The 12,386-nt window shown below is 72.1% G+C and carries 10 protein-coding genes and 1 other RNA gene; 3 read left to right on the plus strand and 8 right to left on the minus strand.

The window, feature by feature from the left end:
- The 8 genes from ACSNOK_RS23275 to ACSNOK_RS23310 form a co-directional block, all read right to left on the minus strand.
- Positions 1-440: hypothetical protein (locus ACSNOK_RS23275; RefSeq protein WP_436782701.1), on the minus strand; the 440-nt coding region annotated here is incomplete at its 3' end.
- Between the two features lie 135 nt (positions 441-575).
- Positions 576-983 carry a hypothetical protein gene (locus tag ACSNOK_RS23280; protein ID WP_436782702.1) on the minus strand — a complete coding sequence of 136 codons (408 nt, stop codon included), beginning with the start codon at positions 981-983 and terminating at the stop codon, positions 576-578.
- Between the two features lie 335 nt (positions 984-1,318).
- On the minus strand, positions 1,319-1,645 hold the full coding sequence (locus ACSNOK_RS23285) for a hypothetical protein (RefSeq protein WP_436782703.1): 327 nt from the start codon (positions 1,643-1,645) through the stop codon (positions 1,319-1,321).
- 62 nt (positions 1,646-1,707) lie between these two features.
- Positions 1,708-2,541 carry a helix-turn-helix domain-containing protein gene (locus ACSNOK_RS23290; protein WP_436782704.1) on the minus strand — a complete coding sequence of 278 codons (834 nt, stop codon included), beginning with the start codon at positions 2,539-2,541 and terminating at the stop codon, positions 1,708-1,710.
- On the minus strand, positions 2,525-3,052 hold the full coding sequence (locus ACSNOK_RS23295; RefSeq protein ID WP_436782705.1) for a DUF6879 family protein: 528 nt from the start codon (positions 3,050-3,052) through the stop codon (positions 2,525-2,527). Before ACSNOK_RS23295 ends, ACSNOK_RS23290 begins: the two co-directional genes overlap by 17 nt.
- Positions 3,036-3,242: a hypothetical protein gene (locus ACSNOK_RS23300; RefSeq protein WP_436782706.1), complete on the minus strand. Its 207-nt coding sequence runs from the start codon at positions 3,240-3,242 to the stop codon at positions 3,036-3,038. Before ACSNOK_RS23300 ends, ACSNOK_RS23295 begins: the two co-directional genes overlap by 17 nt.
- Before the next feature lie 196 nt (positions 3,243-3,438).
- An RNA gene (rnpB, locus tag ACSNOK_RS23305) (RNase P RNA component class A) lies at positions 3,439-3,843 on the minus strand.
- A 53-nt stretch (positions 3,844-3,896) separates the two neighbouring features.
- Positions 3,897-5,363: an RNB domain-containing ribonuclease gene (locus ACSNOK_RS23310; RefSeq protein ID WP_436782707.1), complete on the minus strand. Its 1,467-nt coding sequence runs from the start codon at positions 5,361-5,363 to the stop codon at positions 3,897-3,899.
- Positions 5,364-5,621: 258 nt separating this feature from the next.
- On the opposite strand from ACSNOK_RS23310, the gene yaaA reads away from it, so the two are divergent.
- The 3 genes from yaaA (at position 5,622) to ACSNOK_RS23325 (ending at position 12,377) form a co-directional block, all read left to right on the plus strand.
- Complete coding sequence (gene yaaA, locus ACSNOK_RS23315; protein WP_436782708.1) at positions 5,622-6,419, plus strand: peroxide stress protein YaaA; 798 nt, start codon at positions 5,622-5,624, stop codon at positions 6,417-6,419.
- A 1,388-nt stretch (positions 6,420-7,807) separates the two neighbouring features.
- On the plus strand, positions 7,808-10,885 hold the full coding sequence (locus tag ACSNOK_RS23320) for a hypothetical protein (RefSeq protein WP_436782709.1): 3,078 nt from the start codon (positions 7,808-7,810) through the stop codon (positions 10,883-10,885).
- 4 nt (positions 10,886-10,889) lie between these two features.
- Entirely contained in the window at positions 10,890-12,377 is a 1,488-nt protein-coding gene (locus ACSNOK_RS23325) for a hypothetical protein (protein WP_436782710.1), read from the plus strand.
- Positions 12,378-12,386 lie beyond the last annotated feature (9 nt).

Below are 12,386 nucleotides of genomic sequence, written 5' to 3' on the forward strand. Positions count from 1 at the left end.
CCGATGACCCCCGTCCCCATGACAGTCCGCCCCAACAGCCCACCCGCGCGACGCCGTTTACGCTCCCGTTCCTCGATCTCGCGCGGCCCCTCGCCGGTCGCCGCCGTCCGGGGGCACCGCGGGCAGCTCCACAGATCCGGCGCGCCGGGCAGCGGCGGCTCCATGTCCACCGCACAGTGCGGACACTCCACCGTCACCCCCTCCACGTGCCCACAGGAGCCACACACCCACACCGGCCCCTCTCTGTCCTGCCGTCGCCACGCCGTCCCGCGGCATCGGGCGCAGCCCGTGGTGACGATCCCCGCCCGGTCCATGATCGGCGGCTCGGGCGTGGCGTCCGCATAGGCGATCAGCCGCGCCCTCACCTCGTCGTCCGTCGTATTGGCCATCCTGAGCAGGTGTGCGACGCGCGAGCGTGCCTCGTCAGCGAATTCGTTCATGGCGTGGGGCAGGTTATCGCCGTTCCGGCTCGGTGATCACCGTTGGAGAGGCGCCGAGTTGACGCGCGGACCGCGCGGGCCGCGCGGACGCGGCGGCCGGGCGCCGAAGCCGACGCCCGGCCGCCGCGTGGTGCTCTACCAGCTGCCCCCCCAGACCGCTCGCGTGCCCACCGGGCAGGTCAGCCGGAAGTCCCACTGCCCGGAGAACACCTGCGGGAACAGGTGACGGCCGTCCGTGCAGTCCACGTACACGTGGTACGACGTGCCGTTGCACGTCATGAAGAAGTTGCGGCCGCCGTCGGTGCGCCCGTTCCAGCAGTTGGCCGACAGCTCGCGCTCGGTGGAACTGGACGCCCGCTGCACCGCCGTGTTCGCCGAGACGGGCGAGACCGCGGCGGTGTCGGTCCTGCTCTGCCCGTCGGTGCTGACCGCCACCGCTTCGGCGGCGCCGGGCGCCGGCTCCGCACTGGCCGGCGCGGCGAGTCCGGCGAACGCCGTGACGACGACGGCCGCGGCCACCGCCGTGTTCCTCAGGAACGACACGTTTCCCTCCGGGTGTTGGAAGACAAGGTGAGTACCGGGATGACCCGGACCTTCGGTGTCATCATGGACGATTACTGTCTTCCGGGGGAGAAGGGCCCACCAGGGGGCGTGCGAGAAGAAACGTCACCAACTGGGCCGCTCGGCCACGCTGTTCAAGGCGCGCTCCCACAAAGGTGTGGTCCCCGCGAGTCGCCCTGACGAGCGTGGTATGGGCCCCGGGGGTTGCGGCCTCTTCCCGACCTGTTCACTCCGCTGACGAGGCTGGATCCTCTGAGCGCCGTCTCCGCACACCTCGACGAATCGAGCACCACCCGTGGAAAGGCCGTCCCCGTCGGTTACGGTGAGCCGTCCTGACGAGCGGTTCCGGCCTCCTCGTCAGCGGGCGTCCTGACGCTCCACCGGAACCGCTTCGCCGTCTCCGCGTAAATCAGCGCGTCGATCAGCGTCTTGGCCGTGGCCATCGGCACCGTTCCCAGATATACGGACGGTTCACCGGAAAGCGAAGCACGCCCCGCGAGCTGTGGCCACGAGCGCCTGTCGCCGACCTTGACGCCCATCATCGCCAGCACTTGGGCCAGCATGAAGGCCGTGTCGTCGGCTTTCTTCTTCCCCGCCAGGAAGGCGGCGGCTTGCTGCGCTGCTGCATCGATATCCGAGGTCATGGGCACATCGTCCTGATGCCTGGCCGGGCGGGTCCAGTTCTATGCGACTCTTCGCTTAAAGATCACGATCGGCAGAGAGTCGCCCACTCCACCAGTTTCTTCCTTGCCTGCTCTCCGAAAATGGCATGGGTCTCGTGTGCGGAGAATTCGGCCAGGTAGGCGGATACGTCTCTGTGATCCCTAAAGATGAGGACTCCGGTCGGTGTCTCGACGGTAGCCATGCTGTCGTCGTAGACGGTGAATACGCTCAACGGCCCCGGCTTCACTTCGTGCCCGACCGGGATGATCCCGATGCGAATGTTCGGCAGGTGCGTCAATGAGGCGAGACGATCGATCTGTACGGCAAGGGCATCGGGCGGGATCAGCGGCCATCTGACGGCCTGTTCGGTGAGGATGAAGGTGAGCCGCTTCGATCTGTCGTAGAGAACCGCCTGGCGTTCCAGCTTCTTCGCGATGGTCTTCCCGTGGTCCCCTGGGACGTCCGCGATGCTCGCTCTCACGTACTCCGGTGTGGCCAGAATGCCTGTGATCATCGTTGGCAGGAAATACCGGAACTCCGTGGCTGACCTCTCAAGGCCGGCCAGCTCGTTCTGTCTTGTGTCGAGCCCTCTGCGGAGCAGGGAACGGTCGTCCTGCCATTCGGTGTTGGCGATCCGCGCGAGAGCCGTGATGTCCGAAACCAGCTGTGGGGGAGCATCGAGAGCTCGCAGTATGAGCTCGACGTCGACAAGGCTCGGAGTCACCTTGCCGCTCTCGATGTTGCTGACCTTCGTCTGAGACGTATTGCAACGACGAGCGAGCCGAACCTGGGAGAGGCCGGCTCGCTTGCGGAGCGTCTTCAGAGTGACGGCCAAGTCGGCCTTGGACCGGCTCAGCTCCTCAGGTGCGAACGTCAAGGCCCTTCACGTACTCCTCGAAGGGCACCGACTCCGCCAGCGCGATCCGCTGATACTCCTTGTACGGTTCCGGGTCGCCTTCGTAGAGCTCCCGGCTGATCTGGGTGCCGTCGGGCGTGTAATGCATCAGCACCACCTCCGACCGGTCGAACATCCAGAAGTCCTGGACGTCGGCCAACGGGTTCTCCTTCTCGGTCACGTCCATGATGCGGATGTCCTCGCCGGCCAAGGCGTGGGGCTCGTAATACATGAACTCGTACCGAAGGTACTCCGAGAGCGGACGGGTGACGATGCGCACGCGGCCTTTCGTCTTGCCCTCCCGGCGGACCCGCTTGAGGTCGTTTGTGTACTCGTCCGCGTAGGAAAGAGGGTCGATACGCTCGCCCGCGAGGAATCGCCTGACCTCTTCCTCCTCCTGCGGGACCCGGTAGGTCGGCAGAGTCTCCAACCGCCATGCCTCACTTCGGAAGTCGAGGAACTTGGCCTCCCACTCCTCACCATCCAAGAGCACGAACAGCCTCCTTCAGCACGCTCGCGGGGATTTCCACGAGACCTTCGCCGCGGGGAGGCGTGAAGGCGTCGGACAGGTCTCCCTGGACGAGGATGGAGCCCGCGTCCGTCCGGTAGACGTTGGGGCAGTCGTTCTTGCTGCAGGTTCCGGAGCCGGTTCCTGTGAGCCGCGTCAGCCCCTCGTGTGCCATGGTCCACCCCTCTCGGCAGGGTCCGCCCCCGCGCTGTGACGACGCTAGAGGTGACGCGGCGGGAGCGTCCACGCGCGGGCGCCGATATTCACGAAGACGGGTAGTCGATCAACGAGAAGAAGGGCCGGTCCCGGGCCTGACGAAAGCCCCGCTGCCTGCTGTTTCCAGGGCACCGGGGCTTGTGGTGAATGAGGGGCGGACGAGTCGGCCATGTACGCCGGGTTCTGTCACCCCGGGTCCTTGCGGGCCCGGGGGAGGCGGCCATCCATCTAGGCCTGCCGTTGCCGACAGGCTCGTGCGGTCTACCCGCGGACTCGGGCGGGCAGCCCTCGATCGTCCGCGCAGGGTCGCCGGTGAAGGCGGCCCCTCTTGACCTTGCTCCGGGTGGGGTTTACCTAGCCGCCTGGGTCACCCCAGGCGCTGGTGGTCTCTTACACCACCGTTTCACCCTTACCGGGAATCCGAAGATCCCCGGCGGTCTGTTTTCTGTGGCACTGTCCCGCGGGTCACCCCGGGTGGGCGTTACCCACCACCCTGCCGTGTGGAGCCCGGACGTTCCTCGGGGGATCCGAAGATCCCACGCGGCCGCCCGGCCGGCTCGTCCGCCGTGTGGACCATGGTACCGGGCGGCGGGAGGGGAGGGGCACGCCGGTGTCAGGCCGGGGCGAACCAGACCTTGTCGCGGCCCGGGTTCGCCTCGATCAGACGGACGCGCGTGCGGTGGCCGAGCCGGAGCGGCGGGCCGTCGGGGTCGCCCTCCACGTGGCCGACGACGGCGGGCTCGTAGAGGTGGACGGTGCCTGCCGTGGGACGGGCGTCGACGATGTCGACCACGTACGCGTCGAAGACCTCGCCGATGCGGTCGCGGAGCAGCGCCGCCTCCACCAGGTCCACGCACTCGCGCTCCGCCTCGGCGGCCCGGTGGGATCCGGCGGCCATCTCGGCCGGGAGGGCGTCGAGGGCGGCCCGTACCCACTCCGGGGCGGGGGCGCCGGCCACCGCCGCCAGGCAGAGCTCCAGGGCGTAGCGGTCGACGAGGCGCCGTAGGGGGGCCGTGCAGTGCGTGTAAGGGGCGGCCACGGCGGCGTGGACGGGGTCGGCGGGCGGCGGGCGCTCGGCGGGGCGCTCGCGGTCGAAGACCGCGTAGCCGGCGCCGCGCAGCAGGGCCGTGCACTCCTGGAGGAACGCGGCGTGCTGCGGGTGCGCCGGGTCCAGGGCGCGCAGGAGGACGGCGTAGGGCATGTCGTCCGGCCAGTTCACGCCCAGCGCGCGGGCCGTCCGGCGCAGGGCGGCGACCGCCGGCTCCGGGGCGGCCGGCAGGGTGCGGAGGACGCCGGTGCCGGCCGCCAGCATCAGCTCGGCGGCGGCCATGCCGGTGAGCAGGGAGAGCTGCGCGTTCCAGCCCTCCACGGGCGGTGGCGTCCGGTACTCCAGGACGTAGCGGCCGTCCTGCCGGACGATCTCCTGCTCGGGGGCGTTCAGCGAGACGCCGCCGCGCTCCCGTTCCCGCTCCTGCCGGAGCAGGCCCGTCTCCCGGAGCAGGATTAGCGGCTCCTCGGCGGTGCCGGTGTCGAGGGCCCGCTGGGCGCCCGCGTAGTCCAGGCGGGCCCGGCTGCGGACGAGGGCCCGGCGCACGTCCGTACGGACCACGGCACCGTCCGCGTCGAGATCGAACTCCCACAGCAGCGCCGGCCGGTCGCGGTCCGGCAGCAGGCTCGCCGCGTCCTCGGAGAGGGAGGCGGGGTGGAGGGGGACCCGGACGTCCGGGTAGTAGACGGTGACCGCGCGGCGGTGCGTCTCCGCGTCCAGGGGGCCGCCGGGGGTGACGAAGGACGCTACGTCGGCGATGGCGTAGTGGAGGCGGTAGCCGCCCTTGGGGAGGCGGGCCAGGTGCATGGCCTGGTCCAGGTCCATGGCGCCGGGGGGATCGATCGTGAACAGGGGCAGCGCCGTCGCGTCGTACGCCGGGACGCGGGGCCGCCGCCGCGCGGCACGGTCCGCCTCCGCCTGGACGTCCGCTGGGAAGCCGGCGGGGGCGTGCGTCCGCTCGCGCAGCTCGCGCAGCGCTCTCTGCAGCGGGGCGCGGTCCTCGTCCGTCACCCGCATCGTGCGGCGGGGCATGATCCGAGCGTAGGGGCGGCCCGGGCGGGCGGCGCGGTGAGTGTGGCGTACGGCGGCGTTAGGCTCGGCGGGGGCCTTAGGGGACCGATGGGGGATCGAGGACCCGTAGGGCTCCCAAGGGGCATATGACCCCTAAGGGTCGTAGGGGCCCCTAGGGGTCGTAGGGATCCTCGGGGGCACCAAGGGTCCCCGGAGGGCATCACCCCTAAGGGGCGGCGCCCAGGGCCCCTACGGATACAAACGCAAGGAGAATCGATCGTGCTCGTGCTGCTGCCGCCGTCCGAGGGCAAGGCCACCGGTGGGACCGGAGAGCCGGTGGACACGGGTGCGCTGTCCCTGCCGGGACTCGCCGCCGCGCGCGAGACCGTGCTCGGCGAGCTCGTCGACCTGTGCTCGGGGGACGAGGAGAAGGCCGCCGACGTCCTCGGGCTGAGCCCCGGCCTGCGCGGGGAGATCGCCAAGAACGCCGGCCTGCGGACCGCCGGTACCCGGCCCGCCGCCGAGATCTACACCGGCGTCCTCTACGACGCGCTGGGCCTGACCACGCTTCCCGCCGCCGCCCGGCGCGCCGCGAAGCGGTCGCTGCTCGTCTTCTCCGGGCTGTGGGGCGCGGTGGGCGTCGGCGACGCCATCCCCTCCTACCGGTGTTCGATGGGTGTGAAGCTGCCGGGGCTGGGGGCGCTCGGCACGTTCTGGCGCGTGGCGATGGCCGAGGTGCTGCCCGCGGCGGCCGGGGACGGACTCGTTCTGGACCTCCGGTCGGCCGCCTACGCCGCCGCCTGGAAGCCGAAGGGGGAGGTCGCGGAGCGGACCGTCACGGTGCGGGTGCTGCAGGCGCGGGTCGTGGACGGGGTCGAGAAGCGGTCCGTGGTCAGCCACTTCAACAAGGCGACCAAGGGGCGGATGGTCCGTGATCTGCTCGTGGGCGGGGCCGAGCCCGTGCGGCCCGGGGAGCTGGTCGAGGCACTGAGGGACCTGGGGTACGTGGTGGAGGGCGGCGCGCCGGAGAAGGCGGGCCGGCCGTGGGCGCTGGACGTGGTGGTGACCGAGCTCTGAGGGCGGGGCGGGCAGCCGGTCAGCCGGGACTGTTCGGCGGTTCAGGCCCGGCCCCGCGCTGCTGGCCACTGGCCATGGGCGACGGGCTCAGGGGCGGGTGGGTGGTGGCCGGGGTCGCCCGGGTGACGCCCCGGCCGTGATCGATTAAAGGAACCTGCCGCAGTCGGAGTCGTCGGACATGCTCGTCGACGGCCCGCCCCTCGGCACCTCTGCGAAGGGTCCCTCACCGCCCGCAGACGGTGATGGCGTACACGCTTGCCGTCCTGTCGGTGCTGTCGATCAACTTGTTGGCGCCGAGCTCGAAGCAGGCGCTGATCACGGGGTTCACGAACGTGCGGCTGATCCCGTGCGGTTCGCGTGGACGAACTCGACCGAGCCCGCCGACGTGTCGGTGGCCAGGCCGGTGGTTCGGGTCAGAGCCGCCGGTCTCCGGCTGCCGGTGCACCGCGGGCACGGTGCCCGGTCCGCCTCTTCGAGGGGAGGCGTCGTCCCTCTCCGGTCGGGAGAGAAGACTCCGTCCGGGTGTCACCTGTTCGGAGCATCGCCTTCCGTCGTCACCCGTTCGGGTCATACACCTGCCGCTCCCACCGGAGTATCCAGGGGGAGGGCAGTGTGAGAGGGGGCGGTATGAGCACTCCGGCACCGATTCGGGTATTGCGCGGGACCGATCTGCTGGATCTTGGGTTCGGATTCGTCGGGCTCAAGTTCGACGACCGGCCGGGGAGTAGACGGCTCGTCCGTGCCGACCCGCAGCAGGAGGGATTGCTGGTCGTCACGTTCGGGCCGCAACACGTGACGGAACACGCGCTGTTGGAGGAGGGGCCCGATCCGGATCCGCGGGACGTACCGGTCGGCTCGCTCGTCAGCGGGCGGAGCGTTCTCGTCTTCGAGGTGGGGCCGCAGGACGTGGTCGGGTACTCCGAGGCGGGGTTGCTGGCGGCCATGCGCGCGCTGCCGTTGCGCGTCGTCGACGCCGCCCGGGAGGCCGGCACGGCGGCGGTCGTCGCGCTCCGGCCGCCCGGCGCGGGGGCCGACGGGAGCGTGGAGGGGAGAGCGGGCGAGGAAGCGGATGGGGGAGCGGACGGGGGAACGAGCGGCAGAGGGGGCGGTGACCCGGCGCTCCGGGCTCTCGCCCTCGTACGGCTGCTGCGCACCACCGCCCAGCTCTCCGCTCGGTACGGCGTGGACGCCACCCTCGCCGCGACGGACCTACCCGGCCTCACTGTTCCGCCCAGCCCCACCGTCTCCCTCAGCCCCGGCGCTCCACTCGGCTCTGGCACCCCACCTGATCCAGCCACCCCGTCTGATCCAGCCGCCTCACCCGCCCCCCGCAACACGCCCGCTGGATCCACCGGGCCGCGGTGGGCGAGCCGGGGCCGGGTGAGCGGGTGGAGATGTGGCATACCCGGCTGTCCGGCGGGACGGTGCGCGCGGTGTGGAACCGCGACCGTGAACCCGGCACGCCCGCGCCCGAGGTGACGCGACTGCCTCTGACCCCGCAGGACCGCACCGCCCTCGTCGACCTCACCGCGCACGACGGACTGACCACGGTGGAGGGCAAGCCCTTCACGCCCCTCCCGGTGCGCGCCCGCACCCTGATGCTCTCGGCTCTCGGCGGCTGGCTGGAGAGCGTCGGGCAGTGGCCCGAGCGGCCCGCGGGGATCGACCTGTCCGACTGGCGGCAGCACACCACCCTCGGCCGGGACCACTACGTACGAGTGATGCACGAGGGGTACCTGTGCCCCTTCGGGCACCGTGCGGCCGTCGTGACGGTCACCGAGCGGAAGTTCGAGGACCCGCGGGCCGCCTTCCTCTTCCAGCGCTACTACGTCCTCGTCCGGCAGCCCCTGCGCACCTACGACCCCGGCCGACCGTTGCCCGCCAAAGCCGACGACCCGGCCGCCGACCTCACCAACCTCCTCTTCCCGTTCACCAGCGTCCGACTGGACACCCTGGTCACCCCGAACCTCGTCAACCTCCCGAACCCCCCGAACAGCGCCTGGTTCTTCCCGGCGACGGGCACCGAGAACCCGTTCCTGTTCAAGGCCACGGCCGTGGACCACCAAGGGCGGATCGTCGAGTTCCGCACCCCGCTGCTCTTCGTCCCCGAACACCTCAGCCGGGGGCGGGAGCTGGCGGACGTCCTCGACGATTACAACAAGCGGTCCAAGCCCCCGGAGCCACCGCCCGGCGACGGCTCCGGGGCCGGGGTCGCGGCCGTCGATCCGCCCCCGTTCACCAGCGCCGCGCTGCTCGGCCAGTCCGTGGCCCTGGCGCCGCCCGCCAAGCCGGACGACACCAGCGTCGACGTGGCCCACCTCGTCTGGGGCGCCGCCGCCCCGCCCGCCCTGGCCGTCCCGGACCCGGCCCACCCGGCGCCCGCCGAGGCGCACTTCATCCCGCAGCTGAGCTGGGCCACCGCCGTCGTCCCCGCCGTCGGCGCGCTGACCGGCAAGGGCGCCGACGCCGTTCCCGTGACCTACGCGCGGCGGTACGCCCTGTCCGGTTTCGCGGCGGCGACCCAGGGGGCCAGGAAGGGCAACCCGGGCGAGGTCTTCCTCAGCCTGCTGCCCACCGGCGCTCCCGCGCTCGCCATGAACTTCGACGGCGACCGCGACCGTTCCGGCGGCCTCGTCGCACCCAGCTTCGACGTGGCGGGGCTGTCCCGCGCCACCGGTCCCGTCTCCGGCGCCGGGCCCGTCGCCACCGCCCTGGACCGCATCGCGGGCGGGGACTTCGACCCCGCCGACTTCTTCCACCCCTCCGACATCCTCGGCCCCCTCGACATCAACTTCCTCGGTGTCCTCTCCCTCGCCGACATCGTCCGGCGCCTCGTCCCCGGCGACGCGGTACCGCCCCTGCACATCCCCAACTTCATCACCCAGACCGTCAGTTCGGTCACCGGCTTCCTCACCGACCTGCGGCGCGTCCGCGACCTGGCCGGCACCGCCGCTCCCGGCCTGCCGCCCGCCGCGCAGCAGGTGGCCGACACCGCCCGGCGGCTCGCCGAACTCGTCGCCGCCTACCTCGCCGAACACCTCTCCCATCCGTCGCTCCCCGTCGCCGCCCCACCGGGGACGGACGGCGAAGGGCGGGCCGGGGCCGCGCCGGTCGCCGCCGCAGGTCCGCCGGCCGCCGCCGAGCCGCCCGTCACCCTCGCGCAGATCGACGACGCCTTCGCCGCCTTCTCCACCGCCCTCACCAGCCTCCTCACCTCCCTCCCCGCCACCGCCGACCCCGGACTCCGCACCCTGCTCACCCGGGTCCGCGAGCAGGCCGACACCTGGACCACCGCCGCCGGCGGACTGCCGTCCCTGCGCGACGCGCTGCAACAGGCCGCCCGCGGGCTGAAGCTCCCCGAGACGGTCAGCACCCGTATCGAGTGGAGCCCGCAGATCAAGCCCTGGCCCGACACCGGCGACCCGGTCTTCGTCCCGCACACGGAAGGCACCAGGACCGTCGGACGGCTCTCGCTCGTCGTCGACCTCCGGGGCTCGCTGCGCCCGGACGTCTCCTCCGGCGCCGACGTCACCTGCTCACTGGAGAAATTCGACCTCGTCCTCCTCCCCCAACCCTCCTTCCGGGCCATGCGGCTGACCTTCGACCGCGTCCGCTTCCGGATGCGCGCCGGGGAGAAGCCGGAGATCGACGTCGGCTTCCGGAAGATCGAGTTCATCGGCCCGCTGTCCTTCGTCGAGACCCTGCGCCGGCTCATCCCCGTCGACGGCTTCAGCGACCCGCCCGGCATCCAGGTCACCTCGACCGGCATCACCGCCCGCTACGGCCTCCCCCTCCCCAACCTCGCGATCGGCGTCTTCAGCCTGGAGAACATCCGTCTCGACGCCTACCTGGACCTGCCCTTCATCGGCCGGCCCCTGGAGATCGGCTTCTCGTTCTGCAGCCGTCAGGCCCCCTTCCGGCTCACCGTGTCCCTGCTCGGCGGCGGCGGCTTCTTCGGCATCGTCATCACGCCCAAGCGGGTCGCCGTCCTGGAGGCCGCCCTGGAGTTCGGGGCCGCCGTCTCCATGAACCTCGGCGTGGCGAGCGGAAGCCTGTCCGTGATGGCGGGCATCTACTTCCGGCTTGAACTCGCCACCTCCACATGCCGGATCACCGGCTACTTCCGCGCCCGCGGCGAGGTCGACGTCCTCGGCCTCGTCTCCGCCTCCATCGAACTCTGCCTGGAACTCACCTACGAGAGCAGCAGCGGAACCGTCTACGGCCGCGCCCGGATCTCGATCAGCGTCCACATCGGGTTCTGGTCCCAGTCGGTCACCATCGAGTGCGAGAAACGGTTCGTGGGCGGCGGGCCCTCGCCGGCCCCGCTCACGGCGGGCGCCGAACCCGACGAAGCCGTTCGGCCCCCCTCGTTCACCCAGATGATGGCGCCCTACCCCGACCCGGTGACGGGGCTGCCCCGCAACCCGGTGGACGAGTACTGCACCGCCTTCGCGGAAGTGAGCTGACGCCATGCCCGAGACGATCCGGTGGACCGTACTGCCCGACGGAACCGCCGCCGGCGGCCGGCTCCACCTCACCGTCCTGGTCAGCCCCCGGCTGACCGGGGGGAGCACGCTCGACGCCTTCGCCGGCTTCCGCGACTGGCCGGACACCCTCGGCCGGTACACGACCGCCCTGCGGATCGAGTTCCGCGCACCCGACGCCACCGGGTCCGGGACCGTCGTGCCCGTGGAGGTCCGGCAGGACCGCTATCCGCCACCCGACAGCGGCCTGTGGAAAGCCCTCTTCCCGCCCGGCTCCCCCGTGCGTCCGCCCGCCGGCGCCTTCGCCGCCGCCGCGGCCGTACCGCCCACCCTGCGCTCCTATCCCGGCCGGGCCGTCCACGACCGGATCGGCACCCTCTACGAGGCCGTCGCCACGGCCACCGCCCGCCGCCGGGCCTTCCCGCCCGGCGAGGGCGCCGCCGCCGCGCCGCCCGGCACCTGGGACTACCCGTTCACCGGCGACCTCCGCGGCCCGCTGCCCCCGCCGCTGCTCGAACTGGCCCGCGGCGTCGCCGCCTCCTACCCCGCCCTGGACCGGCTGATCGAAGGCGGCACGGGCGGGCCCCCGTCCGTCGCGGCCAACCCCTTCCGGCCCCGGTACATGGACCGGACCAGCGATGCCTACCGGGGCAACGCCGCCGCCCACAACCTCGCGGAGGCCTACCGCTTCTACGACCGCCCCCAGGTGCCCGAACCGTCCCCGCCCACGGCCCCCGACGTGGACTTCCACACCGCCTGCGCCCTGCTCGCCGACTACCCCGAACTGCTGCGCCGCTTCGGCCTCGCCGTCGACCTGATCGTCACCCCGCCGCCGGCGCTCGCCGACCGCTGGCACGCGCGGGTGCGGTTCACCGCCGACCAAGAACGGCTCAACGAGGACGAGGGCCTGCGGCCGTGGACGGCCCTGCGCTACGTCGCCGGCAGCCGCTTCGAGCCGTACGCCCCGGACGACGGCCCGTACGGGCGGCGGATGCTGCGGCTGGGCGGCGACGGGATCCTGGTCACCGACCTCGACCTGGACGGCGCCGCGATGAAGTTCGTGGAGTTCTCCCGGATCGTGGACCAGATGCTGGCCGCCCGGACCGACCCCAAGGCGTCCGCCGCCCCGGACGGCACGGCCCCGCCCGCCCTGCACGGCGCCGGCCTCACGGTCTTCCGGGAGGGCCGGGACGTGGAGCTCGCCGACCGGATGGAGGCCGACGCCCGGCACACGGCCGGCGTCGGCCCGGCGGACCAGACGCCCGCCGTCGCCGTCCTCGACGCCGCCGACCTCGTCCGCGGCTACCGCGTCGACGTCGGGGTGGTCGAGGAGCCGGCCCGGGCGAAGGCCGCCGGGACCGGGAGAGCGGGCGAGGGAGGAGGAGCGGCCGGGGAAGAGGGAGCGGCTGGGGGAGAACGAGCGGCCGGAGAAGAGGGAGCGGCTGGGGGAGAAGGAGTCGGAGCGGCGGGGTGAGAGGGAGAC

Origin of the sequence: Streptomyces sp. URMC 126 (assembly GCF_051386555.1) — a bacterium.
In the GTDB taxonomy this organism is placed as follows: Bacteria; Actinomycetota; Actinomycetes; order Streptomycetales; family Streptomycetaceae; genus Streptomyces.

What these genes read in the sequence shown, in the direction of transcription:
- ACSNOK_RS23285 (WP_436782703.1), bottom strand. Translation starts at nt 1,645, where the DNA reads ATGACCTCGGATATCGATGCAGCAGCGCAGCAAGCCGCCGCCTTCCTG.
- ACSNOK_RS23300 (WP_436782706.1), bottom strand. Translation starts at nt 3,242, where the DNA reads ATGGCACACGAGGGGCTGACGCGGCTCACAGGAACCGGCTCCGGAACC.
- ACSNOK_RS23310 (WP_436782707.1), bottom strand. Translation starts at nt 5,363, where the DNA reads ATGCCCCGCCGCACGATGCGGGTGACGGACGAGGACCGCGCCCCGCTG.
- ACSNOK_RS23325 (WP_436782710.1), top strand. Translation starts at nt 10,890, where the DNA reads ATGCCCGAGACGATCCGGTGGACCGTACTGCCCGACGGAACCGCCGCC.